We start from the raw sequence: 15,666 nt of genomic DNA, 5'->3' as shown, positions 1-15,666 counted from the left end.
GCAGTTCCCTAATATCGTTGGGGCGAGTCCCTGTGACTCGTGAGCGACCTGTACCAAATTATCCCCCGGTTCATTGCATGTACAAGCATGTTTGAATAAGGTGGAATCATGAGCGAACAGGTCCATCCCTACTGCCGTTGCCTCTATTACGCGGCGAATGCCCTGGCCAGAAACATATCCCGGCTGGGCGAAGACGCCTTCGCCCGCACGGGATTAGCCCCTTAACTTGGTTTCCTGCTCATGACCGTGAATCGAAAACCTGGCGTGCGGCCTCTCGAGGCGGCTAAGATTATGCTGCTGGACCCTAGCACAGTCACACGACTGGTAGAGAAGCTCCAGAGCAAGGGTCTGGTCACCCGTAAGACTTAGGGACGTACCTCTCCGGATCTATTACGGCCCAGTCCGCGTCGATGACCACACACGCAAACAATGGCTAGCTGGTTGGTCAACACGCTTGCAGTCAATCGAACAGGAAAAGCCTATTCTCGTTGGGCCGGTATTAAGCGGTGAGTGAATTTCGATGGAATGCCGCGTTGCGAAATTCACACGCTAATCCGCGCCACGCTTTAGTCGGTCCCGGTAAACGCCCAAGTATCCACAAGGCAGAGTTATATCCGAGTCGTCGGCAACCCTTCCGTTACGCGCCCGATCAGCCAATGTGGCAAGTGCGGGTTGCCCGTCACTCGGAAGAAGCGGTTATTTTCACAACGAGCATGTTGTCGGACGACGCTTAAAGCTTTTGCTGTTCTTTTAGTGTGATTCATTCTCAGCTGGCGACGAAAGGACTGTTTCCGCAAGATTCAGCCGATGATTTTCCACTTTGTCATACTGCTGCTGGGCGCGGCTGACCAGCTCTTCGAAGTCAAACTGACGTAGTCGAGAATCGAGCCCGGAGGCCGCATGGAGCACTTTCCACAGAATTAGTTTCCCATGTATACCGAGAGCAAGGAGTTCCAGCGACTCGAACATCTCGAAATTTGTCGAGCCAGTGTGGCCCAGTTTTACCCGCGCGAATTTCTCGACAAGCCATCCGCCTGCCTGCTTGATCACGCTGGGACTCGCGCCGGCTCTGTTGCATTAACCATGTTGGGTGCAGTGTGGTAATTGGCCGTTCGATCAAGCGGCTATTTCGAAGATATCGAACAGCTTGTTCACAAAACGCACCTCGTCTTTCACGTGCGGCTTGCACATAAGGCAATGACCGCGGCGGATCATCCGCATTACCTCGAAGCCCTTGATCGTAGCGGACGCCGTCTTCATTGTCTGAAAGCCTCGGGTAGGCCGGATGACTCGTTTGAGTGCTCCATGATCGGCTTCGATAATGTTGTTCAGGTACTTGCATGTCCGGTGTTTTGTGCTCGCCGACAGCTTGCCCTCCCGTTGCAGCCGGTGGATCGCCTTAGGGTAGGAGCCGAGTTGGTCGGTGGTAATTGAGGACGGCGGCCAGTGGCGCATGGTCGTCAGCGCTTTTCCCAGAAAACGATGGGCAGCACTTGTATTGCGGCGATCTGCCAACATGAAATCGATCAAGCGGCCATGCTTGTCAACGGCCCGAAACAGGTACTTCCAGCGGCCACCAACCTTCACGTACGTCTCGTCCACGCGCCAGGAGGCGGCTGGATAGCCTTGATACCAGCGCACTCGCTTCTCCAGCTCGGGTGCATAACGATGCACCCAGCGCATGATCGTTGGTGGATCGACTTCCACGCCGCGCTCCTGCATCATCTCCACAAGATCCCGATAGCTGATGCCGTACTTGCAGTACCAGCGAACACAAACCAGAATGATCTCAACAGGAAAACGGCGGCGCTTGAACATGACTCATCGTACCGCGTCGGTCTAATGGGCCTTCCAAGCCATGGTTAATGCAACAGAGCCCTAATTGGCGGTACCCAACCTCAGTGCTCAATTCCCGTGTCTCCGATGGTGGGTTGAACGACCATGTGGTACGAAGCACGGCCAAACCTTCGCCGGATTCCGATAGTGATCAGTGCGTCGGATTTTCGTACGAGCACTGGAAAGATGATTAACGTCCCAGGTATCATAGGATTTGCTCGATCACCGAGTCGCCTTTTTGCTCGCGCACGACTTGGGAACTGTGTAGTTCTTCCATGGGAGTTCCAAGCATGAGAATTGGCCGGGGTGCCGCTCGTCGCCGATTCTGGCTGGCGATGGTGGGGTTTGCCATGGCGCTTGCTCTCCTGCCTTTTTCTTTCAAAGTTGAGCGGCGGCTAGAGACGACGGTTCACATCGAGGGCGCAGAATCCCAAAAGGTTGACCTGGAACTTGCGCAGCGTTTCCAGTCTCCATATGCCGACCGCTTGGTTCTGGTGATTAGCGGTCTCCCCGATCCCGATTCCGCAAAGAGTGCGGATGCCATGGATTTCTTAACTACCTCATTGCGTAGTGTGGCCGGAGTGGCGGGTGCCGTCTCGAGTGTGGATTGGCCAGACCCTCTATTTACAGGAAACAACGGCGCCTTGATTCTTGTGGGGTTGGACTCTCACGGTGAACCTGTAGAAGCACTGGTGCCCAAGCTGAGGGCGAAGGCACATTGGATGGAAGCTCAGCTTCGGTCGCAGTACCCCGATCTGAAGCTCCAAATTACGGGTGAGACGCCTCTGAATTTCGATCTGCGCAAGGTGAGTGCAGATGACGTGAAGCATGCCGAGGAACGTGCGATGCCAGTGACTCTGCTGCTACTGTTATTGGCCTTCGGCAGCATCGTGGCGGCGTTATTGCCTCTGGGTGTTGGTCTTCTCTCTATCTCGATGGCACTGGGTGCGGCTGGGCTGCTGGCGACTCATTGGCACCTGTCGATCTTGGTTCAGAATTTGGCGACGATGCTTGGTCTGGGTTTGGGTGTAGATTATGCGTTGCTAATGGTTAGTCGGTTTCGCGAGGCATTGTGCGACGGATATGATCCCGGCTGCGCCGCCGATGTTGCCGCATGGCAGGCGGGATGCACGTTGGCTATCTCGGCCACTACGGTTGCGATTGGATTTTCAGCGCTTCTCGCGGTACCGATCAGCGAGTTGCGCTCGATTGGGATAGCCGGCTTACTGGTGACGGTTTTTAGTGTGATGCTGTGTACGTTTGTGCTTCCGTGGGTGCTTGGCCTGGTGGGGCATCGCATAAATTCAGCCAAAGTATGTCTCCCTCCAGACATCCCAAAACGCCGAAGGATATTAACGCGGCGGATGAGCGGTGGGTGCGGTGGGGCAACATGGTAACGCGACGGCCGTGGACGGCTCTACTTGTCGCTGGGATTCCGTTGTTGATGCTTGCATTCCAAGCGCGCAGAATCGCTACCGGGCTTCCGGACCATGACTCTCTCCCGGAGGCGGCCGAGTCGGTACAGGCGCTGCATGCGCTGCAACGCATGGGGCGGTCGGGTATCGTGCAATCGCTGCGTGTGATCGTGGAGTTGCCGCCGCAGACTCAGCCGATGTCACCAGATGGGTGGCTTGCCATTAGCCGATTGACGACGCATTTCCAGAACGATCCCAGGGCGCAGGAGGTTTTGTCGCTTCCGACGCTCTCGGGAATGGCTGATACCGCGGCTGGTGTCGAGCAAGTGCCGGAGGCGATCCGCAAGAGTTTTCTGCGCAGCGATGGCCACGCTACATTGCTTGAGCTACTGCCGAAGGCCGATCTTTCGCCCTCTGAACAGATACGGTGGGTGCGCGAGGTCCGTTCTTCTGATGTGGCGGCGATCGCGGGTGTGCCGGCTGCAGTGTTGCGGGTTGGCGGCGTTCCCGGGCTCGATGCGGACTATGACTCCGTTGTGAAAGTGCGTCTGCCGAAGGTGGTGCTTGGCGTGGTGCTGGGGAGTCTGCTGGCCCTGCTGATCGGGTTGCGTTCTTTGTTCGCGGCGGTCAAAGCGATTCTGCTGAATCTGCTCTCGGTGGGCGCATCGTTCGGTATGTTGGTTCTTGTCTTCCAAGAGGGCCACGGCAGCAGACTATTTGGGCTGCATGGACCGACCGGCACGGTGTTTCCGATCGTGCCGATTCTCTCGTTTGCCATCGTCTTCGGATTGAGCATGGACTATGAGGTGTTTCTGGTTGCACGCGTGCTCGAAGAGCGGCGCCGCGGCTTGTCGGAGAAGGCAGCCGTGGTCGAGGGGTTGGCGCGGACGGCCGGGCTGATCACGAGCGCCGCGGCCATTATGATTGCCGTCTTCACCGCCTTCACCATAGGGAGCTTTCTGGTGGTGCAGATGCTGGGGTTTACGCTTGCGGTGGCGGTGTTGATAGACGCTACTGTGGTGCGGATGGTGGTGGGACCTGCACTGTTGCAGCTGGCGGGCGACTGGAACTGGTGGCCGCTGGGCTTACATGGGGCCCCGGTTGTTACTGAAAAGGAGCTTCTCCCTAAGGGCGCAACATTTCACTCGCTGACCTGGTTTTGTTAGCGCCCGCCCTTGTTAATTGGCTGCCGGAGCCGGAGCGCTGGACTGACCAAGATCGAAGTCCTTGCTTTTGAGATTCGCCTTTCCTGTTCCCCCTCTATGACCATCGTCGAGGAACCAGGCGTGCCCTGCAGTTTTGCCTCCACTTGCGTTGCAGACCACACGCCGCCGACCTTCCGCAGGCCGAAGTAGGTGAACTCCTTCTGCTGTCCGGTCCCGCGAAGCGTCTTCACGACATGCACGGGGTAGAAGATAGTGCGGTCGATCCACGACGTCATTGAACCGTAGTAGGTCCGGTCCTGAGGACCGGAGGTGCTCTTAAGGACGAAGCAATCGCGTGCGCCGTGCTTCTCGGCCGGCAGAAGTTCCTGATTTTTCCAAAACAGCTGGTTCTCTACCATGTCTTCATAGGTGAAGTCTGTTCCCACGAGTGGGTCGTTCCAATGTTCGAAAGGCACCACCCTCGCGACCTTCTCGCCAGCAAGTAGTGCCTCGACAGTCACGTGCCCGCTCACTGTCATATGCAGAAGAAGGCTCGTCTTCGCCGAAGCAGGCCCGGAAATTTCGCACATCAGTCGCAGACCGTCGGGAAACCAGTGAGCCTTGGCGACAAACTTGTAATTCGTGCGTGTGCCATCGGCTGCCACCCGTGTGATTCGTCCGGTCACGCGGTAGTCCATTGTCTCAACACGCTGGCGCGAGGCATTCAGCACTGTTTCGAGATTAGGATTCGCTCCGAAGGCCCGCGATGGATGCGCTAGAGAAAACAGTACTAACAAAGCGATGGATACTTGAAACGTCCCAGATGCGCAATCCCCCATCTGGCAGAATTCCGGCCGATTTTGCGGCTGCGAAAGAACATTACAATGCGGCGGAGGAAGGTCATGTCTATGTATACAACAAGGTTCATATAGCGCTCATCCACGACCACGATCTCTTCTTTAAACACAAAGTGAAAACAACCAGCGCGATCATCTTAGAGCAATTGCAATCGCCTCAGAGGCCTGAGGTCATGACCCGACTATTGCCGGAAAGATATGAGAACGTGATGCACCATGACTGATAGGACTAAAGAGGTAGGAATTGGAGAATAGGCTGCTAGAAATCGTGCTCGGTCGAATGGGTCCGATTACGTAATATCGCATGACTCGTTGCAGCAGCTGGAGGTGACTGTTGGGAAGGAGGAAGTCCTCTGTGCAGGGCGTCTAAGATTGCCGTTCCAATTCAGTTAGCTTCTGTAAACAGTTAGTGATCTTTGAATCGAGCAGTTCGATCCTGCTCTCAATTCGCTCGCACGATAAGGAGTCGCCAACCCACGCATAGAGAGACCACATCAGCCGTTCCCTTTGCGCTCTACGCATAACCGGGCGTGCTCGTTATGTAGATGTTCGGTGGGCTCCATTTATCGCATTTACCGTTTGAAGCATTGGCTTCTCTGAAACAGTTGCGTCCAGATTCTATCCGACAGGTTCTTGAAACGAGGGAAATGAACATGGCACAGATCACATCAAAACGAAAACAGGAGAACCAAATCATCGCATAGTTGGCATGGCGGTGAATCTTCGAATTTACGTAAGTGACACGGTTCGAAGGTGAGCTGGCCGTTTAGTAGGTGTGTCGCCCCTCGTCATATGTACTGCATTCTTCGCATCGGTGAACGGGCTATTAGGAAATCTTCATCTGCCGTACGCCGTATGAAATAGAGTCCAGCCTTGCCAATAACCGCACCCTGCGGCGATATGATGGGGATGCGTCATGAATCGGTGACACGCAACCAATGCCCCATGGAACATTCGTCGGCGGTTATCTCCTTCAACTCCGATCCAACGATAACTCGCACCGATTTCATTGAGACGGGTGAGGGCGAGTTGCCGCGCATTCACGTGTCCGTAGAGGTAAGAACAGCTACATCAAGCATCAGTGGAGACTTCGGCTATTGAAGACGAAATCGATGGCCTTGACGAAGGCGGCTCGTTACAGATTCCCGTCAACGAGGAACAATTTGCCGCTTTCTACCGGAAAGCTCCCGCCGGATAGCGGCGGACGGATGTGAGCGGTAAGCTGCCGAATACCGAATCGGTCGTAACTAGAAATTGGAGCAATGATTTCTGCCAATCTTGCATCATATCTAGTTAGGGATCGTCTCAAGGGGACATATGGCCGCAGAGGAACAGGTTGAAGCGCATAGTCCATTGAGCAAAATAATCGTGTACGCAACCGTTGTTTCCGGATTCGTGGCTGCCTATCTGATGTACAGGCGTGGGGAATCCATGATGGCGATAGCAAGTAAAACGGTCACCAATCCGGTGGGATCGCTGGTTTCGGAAGTCAAGAACGTGGTCTAGCGTTCCTTTCGGAGAGTGTGGAGTTCGAAGTGCGAAATCTACAAAAAGTTCTTCCCCAGTTTTGTCCGTACCTTACGAAGTCGGCTACTCTATTTGCCGGGTTGCTTGCAACTTTAGGGCTCTCAGGATGTCTGGTGGCAGAGTATTCAAGCGGCCGAGGCTGGTTTGTTTGGCCGGGCTCTCTAGGGCTTCTCGCAATCGTCTCGGTAATAGTCTTGCTGATGAGACTTCGTTAGGGCTGTATGCACATTACCTTCCTGGCAAACAATGACGCCATGAACCCACAACATTTGTAATGATGGTTCAGGCATGACGGGGCCCGCTCCGTCAATTCAAGGCAAAGATCCAACCAAACATCCCTGTTGCCTCACGCGCTAGACTTTCGCGCATGCCTAATCATTATCTTGATCGTTCTGTTGTTATTATTTGGCCGGCGGCGGCTACTATATGGGCCCCCGTATAGGTTAATACGGCGGTGGTGGCCTTAACCTCGTTCTTGCGGTTGTGATCATTTACCTGCTATTCGGCAGAGGCCGAAGCCGGTTGTACAAATTTGGCTGTGAAGGTCGCACACACAAGAAAAGCCTACTGAATCAAAGCCTTTCTGCGGTCAGGCAGGCTGTGCGTCTATAGATCTGGAGCGGTTTTCGCCTCATCTTCTTTGCTCTTTTGAGCGGAGTATTTCTCTTTTCCCGTCTTCGGTTTCTTCGGCACTTCGGGCTCTTGGGCGCTCTGCCTCATAATAGGGGTCCCAGCTGCCGTGATCTTGGCCGCCGCGGCCAACTCCTCTTTCAAGTTCGAACTGAGAAGTTTAGCGACATTGGGCATTGCGAGTGTTGTTGCCATGGAAATACAGGTCTCGTAGCCCGCAATCTCATAATGTTCCGTGCGCAGAGCGGCTCCGATGAGGCCAGAGTCGAACGATGCCCCCTCTTTGTCTTTTTCAAGGGCATCCTTACCCTCTTCGATGACGCCCTCCATCCCATTACAGTGCTGGCCGGTCGGCTTTTCTCCGAGCTCGGCAAATACTTTCTTGAGCCGTTCCACCTGACCCTTCGTCTCCTGCAGGTGTGCGGTGAAGAGCTGTTTTAGCTTCGGGCTCTTCGCGCCCTTGGCTAATTTCGGTAAGGCTTTTACCAGTTGATTTTCCGCGCTGTACATGTCGCGGAGTTCATCGAGCAAAACGTCTTTCAATGCCATGTTTGTTCTCCTTATCGTTCCAGCAACTAAAAGTTTGCGGCCTTGCTGAGTCACTCGAAAAGAGATCAGTGACTGAATAGCGCGATCAAGATGACGATTGGAATGGGCACGCCCAGAAGTAGAAGCAGAATAGAACGCATAGGAAACTCCTTATAAATTCATTAGTACCTGCCGTGCAGCTTTGATGACAGCTCGTTCCCTCACGCTCAAATTAGACGAGGACGACGCGATCCCGTTGCCTGCCCCCGATGGTTCCGGAGAAGCTGGCGCAGAACGCGCCGATCAGCAGAGCGATGAATGTCCAAAGCAGAGAGTGTGCAATCGCTTTCCGGGTAGCCTCCGCTGACGATTTGGCATTCAAAAACGCGTCGCTGACCCTCTTATCGGCTTCGCTCTGGCTCACGCCTGTTCTAGACAAGACCAACTGATCGAGATAGGTCTTGTCAGCCGCGGAGAGATCGCCCTGTTTGAGGGAAGTCGCGAAGATGACCGCAGCTTCTCGAGTGAGTGAAGTGTTTTCGACTTCAGGCTTCGAACTGTCTGTACGAAAAAGGGAATCGATGAAGTACGCGTTGGGACTGGCTTCGCTATCTGATTTTGAGGTGCCGCAGCAGCGCTGCTTCTATCTGGAGCGGAGCCCATCAGGGAAGTGGCGGCTGAGGCGAGGAAAGCTGCAGTTACTACCCAGTGCCACCGACCACGCTAAAAGGCCGTGGGCCGTATCTCGAAAGTAAACTTCATCTGTATGGATACCAGCCCATTTCGTTCTCAAGCGGCCAGCTAAAAGTAACCGCCCATCGACGCACTAATGATCTGGATGAGTATGAACCAAAGGAGGGCTGCTGTCCCAATAGTCGACGCCGAGGCTCCTACGCCGGACCAAACGGAAACCGATGCAAAGCCAAAGCCAGTCCCTAATGCCAGCAGAATCAGCGAGAGAGCGGCCGTGACAAAACTGCCCGCCAAGACAGCGGACCATGAGACTCCAGAAGAATTCGCTTCGTTGCTCCGTACACGGTGATTATCGCGCTGGCTCTCGACCGGTAAATTTACATTTCCTGCATATTCCATTGGCCTCTCCAATTTCTTCTGCTAAACCGTTCGATGCAGACTCGGCTCACAGGCAGGGATTCCAGGATTATCATTTTTGACGAGTAGATAGCAGTCAGCCCAGGTAGCCAAACTTTGCCTGATAAGTGATACAAGCAACTCCCTTATTGGTTGCATAGTTAGCTCTGCTGATTGAAGAACGAACCAACGGGAACCACCCGATGCAGTAAAAATAAAAGATCCCCGCGTTGACTCGATGCACCATTCGAGGTCGGATCCAAATTTTGAAAGGGAATCGGTGCCCGCAATATGGGCACCGATTCCCATTGACGTCTAGTCGCCAATGGACGATGCGGCAGTCGATGTACTGGCGTCAGATCCATGCAACTTCACGAGTTTGTTGTAAATGCCTAATATGAGGAAAGGCGCAGCCCACTGACCTACGAAAAGGGCCATATGATCCTTCTTGGCGATTTTGAAGCCCACTGAAACTGCCATAGACGCGAGGGCAGCACCGAGGTACGCACTAGATGGAATCTGCGAAGTACACTTCTCAATAGCCGCTGTAAACTGATCTTCCTGAGCCTCACCGGCACTAACACGATAATCATTCATCTTTGATTTCTCCTTTTGCGGCGGTCCGCCGGTAGACAGAAAGATGCGGAAAACCGCAGAGCAGATGGTATGCTCACGTCTCTTTCCACACCGACTGCGGGCAGATCGGCCGATGGACGTTTCGAGGATTTAACTAGGTTTGGATCGCTCCATTTACCAGGTGATTGAGTGCGACGCGCAACATTCACGTTCAGCAGTGGAAGCGAGTGCCCACCTTTATCGCTCGTCGCTTGAGTTGAATGGGCCGGTCTCCTGCTGAGTGTGGACCTTTTCCGGAAACAATATTGCCGAGATCAAAAGGAATCCATCGATGGCGGAATCGTAAACCGTGAGTCCTGGCGCCACCAACCTGGCGACCCGAGTGCCGGGTGCTGCGGCGACATTCCACCCGCAAGCTGCTGCACAACTTGCGTAAGAGTGGTTCTAACCGGTCTGCCGCTCGAAATGTCAAACACACCAGCTTCGTACGCGCCGGCGTCTTGCGTGCACAAGTGGCACCAGTCGTAAAGGCCCAGCAGCCCCCAGGCGGTCACCGCTCGCACGTCGACACCCTCCGCGCGGGCGTCTTCCGCCTGCTCCCATGTCTCAGCGAGCCATCGCGCCTGCTCCTCTGGAACGCAGCCAAGATGAGCTTCGGTGATCGCGACCGGTAACCTGTATCGTTTCCACGCGTCGGTAAGCACTTGCTTCGCCCCGGCAATACCTTGAGGACGAACACGAACGGCCTCAACGTCCACTAGCGGTTCATCTCCGGAGTCGCCACCGCGCAGATGGTCCGGATAGAGCGATAAGCGGTCGTCTAGAAAACGATCACTCGTCACGTAGTAGTTGAGGCCGATGATCGAGGGCGGACATGGTCGCTCAGCGAACCAGAGAATTTCTTGCTTCTGCAACCCATGGCAAACCAGAAAATCGAAAAGCGGATGGTGCACGGTGACGCGGCCGCAAAGCAGATCGAGCCCAAGCCACCGGCGATGCTCCCGCTCGATGCGAAACGATTCTAGAGCGAGCGTCGAAAAGAAGGCGCCGCCGTCTTCGGTATGTATCAGCCGCGCGCCCGGCTGGACAGAACGGATCGCTTCCATGGCGAGCACGATTGCTTTCATCTGATGGAAAAGCGCACGAATATAGCTGCGCATCGCACGATGGTGCGGGAACCAATGTCCGTACAGGCAAGCGAAGCGACCAGTCGTCTGCGGCTCATTGATCGGCGTGTAATCGACAACCCATGGGTACTGTTGCGCCACCTGCAGGCCAAAGGCGGCGAACTTTTGTGGGAATTCAGGATCTAAAAGGTTTGTTGACGGCGGCCCGCTGCCGTGGTGAAGCAAGCCCACAATGGGATGCAGTCCCAGTCGACCCATCGTTCGTAACACGCGGTGGCTCGCATTCCAGCTTTGTTTCTCGGAGCATTCCCAATGAAGGGCAGTCCGCAACGTTCTCAAACCTAGACTGGCGAAGAGGTCCAAGTCTTCTCTCGCGTGCTCTCGATGCCCTGATGAGGCGAGTTGATCGTAGTACGCGTCACCGACGCGATTGATAGTGCATTCCACGCCACCCCACAATTCAAGAGCGGATTGCCCTGTTGACAAGACCTCTCTCCTGGCACCTGAGACGCTGGACTTCCAGACGCATCTCAGGTACGAACCTATCGCATCCGATGCGAAATACCGGGGCCGCGTTGGTTGTAAGGCATGAGCGCGTCATCCAGCGCCCTCCTTCGCAGCGCGGTGACGATTTTGCCGGATAGCGCATCACAGTAGACAGGGGCCATCCGCATGTCTATTCAGAAAAACTCTTTCATCGGAACAATGGAAGAACCTCACCCGTCGACAGACCACTTCGCCCAAGACCCGCGCTACTGGTGTTTTCTCACTTACGTTGGCACTTTGTCACTCAACGTCCGCAGCATTTGCTGACACGAGCGGCGCAATCCCGGGATGTTTACTTCTGGGAGGAGCCGTGGTTTCATAACGCAGCCGATCCAGAATCGCGGGGACGTGCCGGCGGTTCGCTCGAGTTCCTTCAGGTCGAAGAGACGCGGGCCGTGACTGTCATAAGGCCGCACTTTAACCGCGGAGAGGATTCCATCGAGGGTCAACGACGGCTACTCAATCGCTTTCTATCCGACCGCCGTCTTGATTGTTTCGATAGCTGGTTTTACACGCCAATGGCGCTCAGCTTTACAGCGCACTTGCATCCGCGCGTTACGGTTTACGACTGCATGGACGAACTCTCCGCATTCCTTAGCGCGCCTCGAGAGCTTAACCAGCGAGAAAACGAGCTCTTCCGGGTCGCGGATGTCATTTTCACGGGTGGCCAATCCATCTATGAGGCGAAGCGCTCGAAGCACCCAAACGTGCACGCCTTTCCAAGCTCGATCGACGTATCGCACTTCGCACAGGCGCGAACGGTCCAGCCGGACCCGTCCGATCAAGCGCGCATCCCCCATCCGCGTGTTGGGTTCTTCGGTGTGTTGGACGAGCGCTTTGACTCGGCACTTGTTGCAGAAGTCGCTCGTTTGCGCCCGAGCGTACACTTCTTTTTCTCGGCCCAGTCGTCAAGATCGACCCAGCACACCTCCCCACAGCGTTGAACATTCACTATCTCGGCAGTAAGTCCTATGCGGAACTGCCGCGCTACCTGGCTGGCTGGGACGCGGCTATCTTGCCGTTCGCGATGAACGATTCGACGCGGTTCATCTCGCCCACCAAGACGCCCGAATATCTTGCCGCCGGTAAGCGCGTAGTATCGACGCCCATCAAGGATGTCGTCACGGGCTACGGGATCCCGGGCCTAGTTGAGATTGCAGGCACTGCTTCGGAATTTGCAACCGCGCTTGATCGAGCAATTTTCGCAGACCATGACGCGGAATGGACCCAGCGGGTCGAACGAACGCTTGCCCAGTCTTCCTGGGATCTCACATGGGCTACAATGCGCGCCGAAATTGACGCAGTCCGAAATCGTAAAAAAGCAAGGATGTTCCGTCCACGCCCAAGGTGCACTTGAGCCGTAAACTCTCGAGTGCATCCGACGAGCCCTTCGACTACCTGGTGGTCGGTGCGGGGTTTTCAGGGGCAGTCGTAGCAGAGAGACTGGCGTCGCAACTTGGAAAGCGAGTTTTGGTCATCGACAAGCGCCCACACATCGGGGGCAACACCTACGACTTCTACAATGAGGACGGTGTTCTCGTTCACCGCTACGGTCCACACATCTTTCACACATCTTCGCAAAAAGTTGTCGATTACCTTTCGTGCTTCACGGAATGGCGGCCCTACGAGCACCGTGTTCTTGCGCACGTGGACGGCAAACTCTTGCCCATTCCCATTAATCTGGACACCATTAATCGCTTGTATGATTTGAATCTCGATTCCGCTGGCATGGAGAAGTTTCTTGCGGATCGTGTTGAATCGCGGACGCAGATCCGCACCTCCGAAGACATCGTAGTTTCGCGTGTGGGCCGTGAGCTCTATGAGAAGTTCTTTCGAAACTACACGAGAAAACAGTGGGGACTCGATCCTTCTGAGCTGGACAGTTGCGTCGCGGGCCGGATCCCCGTGCGTTTCGATCGCGATGACCGTTACTTCTCCGATAGCTTTCAAGCGATGCCGTTGGAAGGCTTCACCTGCCTGTTCGAGCGCATGCTGGGCCACCCGAACATCAACGTGCTGCTCTCCACTGACTATCGCGAGGTGATGAACAGTTATCCCTCCGCCAAAGTCGTTTACAGCGGGCCGATCGACGAGTTCTTCGACTACCGTTTCGGCCCACTGCCCTATCGCTCGCTTCGGTTCGAGCACCAGACACATGACAGGGAGCAGTTTCAGCCGACAACGGTGGTGAACTACCCGAACGATCACGACTACACCCGAATCACTGAATTCAAACACCTCACCGGCCAGAAGCACGAAAAGACCAGCATTGTGTATGAATACCCAACCGACGGAGGAGAGCCCTATTATCCAATTCCACGACCGGAAAATGCAGCCCTGTACGAACGTTATCGCGACTTAGCTTCAGCGACAGAAGGGGTGTACTTTTGCGGCCGCCTCGCAAATTATCGCTACTTCAACATGGACCAGGTAGTTGCACAGGCGCTGCATATGTATCGCAATATCGCGGATGATGAATCTACGGATTTGAGCCTGCAGATTCCGGCGAGGATGCTCGGCAGCGCCACTTCCACGACACAGGCGGCCACCTGACCGTACGAAGTCCGCCCCTTCCAGGCTACTTCTGGAGTTCCATGAGGCGGTTCCGCCAGAGGAGCACCGACGGGTCTTTCTCGTCCGGCGTCGAGCCGGTGGTTGCGAGCGCAGCTTTATCCAGTGGAATCTTAGGTGTGCGATTGGCATAAAGCAGCCCGTTCGCTTCCTGAAAGGTATCGGTAAACTGCGTGTAACAGAAGCCAGCTAAGGATGGCAACGGGCGCACCGCCTCCATAAGTGCTGTGTATCGTTCCAGAAGTTCCTCGGGAGTTCGACAGACGCTGTAACCCCAAGTGCGTCCATCGTCATCCCGCAGAGCAATACCACCAAACTCCGTCAAGACGATGGGTTGGCGATCAACTCCACCTCCGAGCCGAAGCATCCGTCCGCCGGGCCTTTCAAACTGGAAGAGACGTGCCTCGACTTCATCAATCCCATACCGCTTGGACATGCGAGCGGGTTGATCATCGTAGTCGTGGATGCCGATCATGTCAGTCGCCACGCTTTCCCATCCATCATTGCCGATGACCGGCCGCGTAGGGTCGAGCGTTTTTGTGAGGTGATATAACGCTTGAACGTAGTGCCTCTGCGCCGGACTGTCGGGGAGATCGGGAACACCCCAACTCTCGTTGAACGGAACCCAAGATACGACGCAGGGATGGTTCCAGTCGCGCTTCAACACCTCGATCCATTCACGGGTTAGCCGTTCCACTGAACGTTTGGTGTAGCGGTAGGCACTAGGCATCTCCTCCCACACCAGTAGGCCAAGATGGTCGGCCCAATATAGAAAACGGGGTCCTCGATTTTTTGGTGTTTGCGGACGCCGTTGAAGCCTAGCGCTTTCACCAGTAGGATGTCTCGGACGAACGCATCGTCGTTGGGAGCCGTTTGCCCGCTGCCTTCCCAGTACCCCTGATCGAGCACCAGATGAAGCGGCAAGGGCCGCCCGTTCAAGATAAATCGATCTCCCTGGATCGTGATCGCCCGCAACGCGGTGTAGCTATTCACGGCGTCCAGCGTGGCTCCGGCCGCATCGAGCAATATCATTTCAACATCGATGATGGTGGGCTTATTCGGGCTCCACAAAAGGTCGTTGCGGAAGTCGTCGATACCGGGATCGGAAAGCGAAATACTGCGGTACAATTCCGCTCCGGAAACAGAGCCCTCCCCTAAGCTGCCGCCAACAAAGGCATATGTGTCCTGCACAAGCATCTGGTCACCGGTCTGCATCCGCACCGCCAGGGAAGATCCCGCGGGTAAGGTGCCCTTCACATGAACGCCGAGCCCGATCTCCCAGCGCTCAAGGCTCGAAGTCCATCGAACCGATTCGATGTGGACCTGCGGAACCACTTCCATCCACACGGTTTGCCATATACCGGTGGTGCGCGGATACCATATTGAATGTGGCTCGAGCTTCCAATCCTGTTTGCCGCGGGGCTTCTCCAGGTCTGCAGGATCGTCTTCCGCCCGTACGATAATCTCCTGCGTGTCCTCAGTTCTAAGAACACTGGTTATTTCGACCGAGAACGGCGTATATCCCCCTTCGTGAAGGCAGACCTCTACGCCGTTAACCCACACTTTGGCCGAGTAGTCCACCGCGCCGAAGTGCAGAATAAGCCGTTGGCCGGGCTTCAGCTCGGGGATCGTAACGTGCCGCCGATACCACGTGGCACTGAAAAAGCTCATGTCCCCGATGCCGCTCAGGGCGGTTTCGGGAGCGAAGGGGACCAGGATTTTTCTGTCCCATTGCACTTGATCGGGATGGAGCAGGGCGCCACGCCCATCGATGGCGAAATCCCACATCCCGTCGAGCGTGATCCACTCAGAGCGTTGC

General features: G+C 55.3%; 18 protein-coding genes. 8 read left to right on the top strand and 10 right to left on the bottom strand.

Features of this window, described 5'->3' with window-relative positions; all coding sequences use genetic code 11:
- The first annotated feature begins 240 nt into the window (after nucleotides 1-240).
- Complete coding sequence (locus tag RBB80_RS24970; RefSeq protein ID WP_433965008.1) at nucleotides 241-369, top strand: MarR family transcriptional regulator; 129 nt, start codon at nucleotides 241-243, stop codon at nucleotides 367-369.
- 381 nt (nucleotides 370-750) lie between these two features.
- Here RBB80_RS24970 and RBB80_RS24965 read toward each other — a convergent pair whose 3' ends face one another.
- The gene (locus tag RBB80_RS24965; protein WP_433965007.1) at nucleotides 751-1,050 is read right to left on the bottom strand and encodes a hypothetical protein; all 300 of its coding nucleotides are present in this window, start codon (nucleotides 1,048-1,050) and stop codon (nucleotides 751-753) included.
- Between the two features lie 66 nt (nucleotides 1,051-1,116).
- Nucleotides 1,117-1,818, bottom strand: a complete 702-nt coding sequence (locus RBB80_RS24960; RefSeq protein WP_433965006.1) for an IS6 family transposase — start codon at nucleotides 1,816-1,818, stop codon at nucleotides 1,117-1,119.
- A 308-nt stretch (nucleotides 1,819-2,126) separates the two neighbouring features.
- Here RBB80_RS24960 and RBB80_RS24955 point away from each other — a divergent pair, with 308 nt between their 5' ends.
- Nucleotides 2,127-3,233 (top strand): MMPL family transporter, encoded by a 1,107-nt coding sequence (locus RBB80_RS24955; RefSeq protein ID WP_433965005.1) that lies wholly within the window; start codon nucleotides 2,127-2,129, stop codon nucleotides 3,231-3,233.
- Nucleotides 3,227-4,417, top strand: coding sequence for an MMPL family transporter (locus RBB80_RS24950; protein ID WP_433965004.1), 1,191 nt, complete (start codon nucleotides 3,227-3,229; stop codon nucleotides 4,415-4,417). The genes RBB80_RS24955 and RBB80_RS24950 overlap by 7 nt, the downstream gene beginning before the upstream one ends.
- On the opposite strand, the gene RBB80_RS24945 is transcribed toward RBB80_RS24950, so the two are convergent.
- The gene (locus RBB80_RS24945; protein ID WP_433965003.1) at nucleotides 4,414-5,082 is read right to left on the bottom strand and encodes an outer membrane lipoprotein-sorting protein; all 669 of its coding nucleotides are present in this window, start codon (nucleotides 5,080-5,082) and stop codon (nucleotides 4,414-4,416) included. The genes RBB80_RS24950 and RBB80_RS24945 overlap by 4 nt on opposite strands.
- A gap of 80 nt (nucleotides 5,083-5,162) precedes the next feature.
- On the opposite strand from RBB80_RS24945, the gene RBB80_RS24940 reads away from it, so the two are divergent.
- Nucleotides 5,163-5,477 carry a hypothetical protein gene (locus RBB80_RS24940; RefSeq protein WP_433965002.1) on the top strand — a complete coding sequence of 105 codons (315 nt, stop codon included), beginning with the start codon at nucleotides 5,163-5,165 and terminating at the stop codon, nucleotides 5,475-5,477.
- A gap of 1,093 nt (nucleotides 5,478-6,570) precedes the next feature.
- The gene (locus tag RBB80_RS24935; RefSeq protein WP_433965001.1) at nucleotides 6,571-6,759 is read left to right on the top strand and encodes a hypothetical protein; all 189 of its coding nucleotides are present in this window, start codon (nucleotides 6,571-6,573) and stop codon (nucleotides 6,757-6,759) included.
- A 627-nt stretch (nucleotides 6,760-7,386) separates the two neighbouring features.
- Here the strand turns inward: RBB80_RS24935 and RBB80_RS24930 are convergent.
- The 5 genes from RBB80_RS24930 to RBB80_RS24910 all read right to left on the bottom strand — a co-directional run bounded on the left by RBB80_RS24930 (nucleotide 7,387) and on the right by RBB80_RS24910 (nucleotide 10,988).
- The gene (locus tag RBB80_RS24930; protein ID WP_433965000.1) at nucleotides 7,387-7,959 is read right to left on the bottom strand and encodes a ferritin-like domain-containing protein; all 573 of its coding nucleotides are present in this window, start codon (nucleotides 7,957-7,959) and stop codon (nucleotides 7,387-7,389) included.
- Nucleotides 7,960-8,170: 211 nt separating this feature from the next.
- Entirely contained in the window at nucleotides 8,171-8,362 is a 192-nt protein-coding gene (locus RBB80_RS24925) for a hypothetical protein (protein ID WP_433964999.1), read from the bottom strand.
- Between the two features lie 377 nt (nucleotides 8,363-8,739).
- Nucleotides 8,740-9,030 (bottom strand): hypothetical protein, encoded by a 291-nt coding sequence (locus tag RBB80_RS24920; protein ID WP_433964998.1) that lies wholly within the window; start codon nucleotides 9,028-9,030, stop codon nucleotides 8,740-8,742.
- Nucleotides 9,031-9,342: 312 nt separating this feature from the next.
- Entirely contained in the window at nucleotides 9,343-9,624 is a 282-nt protein-coding gene (locus RBB80_RS24915) for a hypothetical protein (RefSeq protein ID WP_433964997.1), read from the bottom strand.
- A gap of 293 nt (nucleotides 9,625-9,917) precedes the next feature.
- Nucleotides 9,918-10,988, bottom strand: coding sequence for a glycoside hydrolase (locus tag RBB80_RS24910; RefSeq protein ID WP_433964996.1), 1,071 nt, complete (start codon nucleotides 10,986-10,988; stop codon nucleotides 9,918-9,920).
- A gap of 548 nt (nucleotides 10,989-11,536) precedes the next feature.
- Between RBB80_RS24910 and RBB80_RS24905 the strand changes: the two genes are divergently transcribed.
- Genes RBB80_RS24905 through glf form a run of 3 tightly spaced genes read left to right on the top strand, consistent with a single transcriptional unit; the run spans nucleotide 11,537 to nucleotide 13,829 of the window.
- The gene (locus tag RBB80_RS24905) at nucleotides 11,537-12,220 is read left to right on the top strand and encodes a hypothetical protein (protein ID WP_433964995.1); all 684 of its coding nucleotides are present in this window, start codon (nucleotides 11,537-11,539) and stop codon (nucleotides 12,218-12,220) included.
- Entirely contained in the window at nucleotides 12,217-12,633 is a 417-nt protein-coding gene (locus tag RBB80_RS24900; RefSeq protein ID WP_433964994.1) for a hypothetical protein, read from the top strand. The genes RBB80_RS24905 and RBB80_RS24900 overlap by 4 nt, the downstream gene beginning before the upstream one ends.
- The gene (gene glf / locus RBB80_RS24895) at nucleotides 12,630-13,829 is read left to right on the top strand and encodes a UDP-galactopyranose mutase (RefSeq protein ID WP_433964993.1); all 1,200 of its coding nucleotides are present in this window, start codon (nucleotides 12,630-12,632) and stop codon (nucleotides 13,827-13,829) included. Before RBB80_RS24900 ends, glf begins: the two co-directional genes overlap by 4 nt.
- Nucleotides 13,830-13,854: 25 nt before the next feature.
- Here glf and RBB80_RS24890 read toward each other — a convergent pair whose 3' ends face one another.
- Complete coding sequence (locus RBB80_RS24890; RefSeq protein WP_433964992.1) at nucleotides 13,855-14,577, bottom strand: glycoside hydrolase family 2 TIM barrel-domain containing protein; 723 nt, start codon at nucleotides 14,575-14,577, stop codon at nucleotides 13,855-13,857.
- Nucleotides 14,532-15,635 carry a glycoside hydrolase family 2 protein gene (locus RBB80_RS24885; RefSeq protein WP_433964991.1) on the bottom strand — a complete coding sequence of 368 codons (1,104 nt, stop codon included), beginning with the start codon at nucleotides 15,633-15,635 and terminating at the stop codon, nucleotides 14,532-14,534. The genes RBB80_RS24890 and RBB80_RS24885 overlap by 46 nt, the downstream gene beginning before the upstream one ends.
- Nucleotides 15,636-15,666: the final 31 nt, after the last annotated feature.

The organism is Tunturiibacter gelidiferens (assembly GCF_051013345.1).
Lineage (GTDB): Bacteria > Acidobacteriota > Terriglobia > Terriglobales > Acidobacteriaceae > Edaphobacter > Edaphobacter gelidiferens_A.
This window is presented reverse-complemented; position numbering and strand designations above follow the sequence as displayed.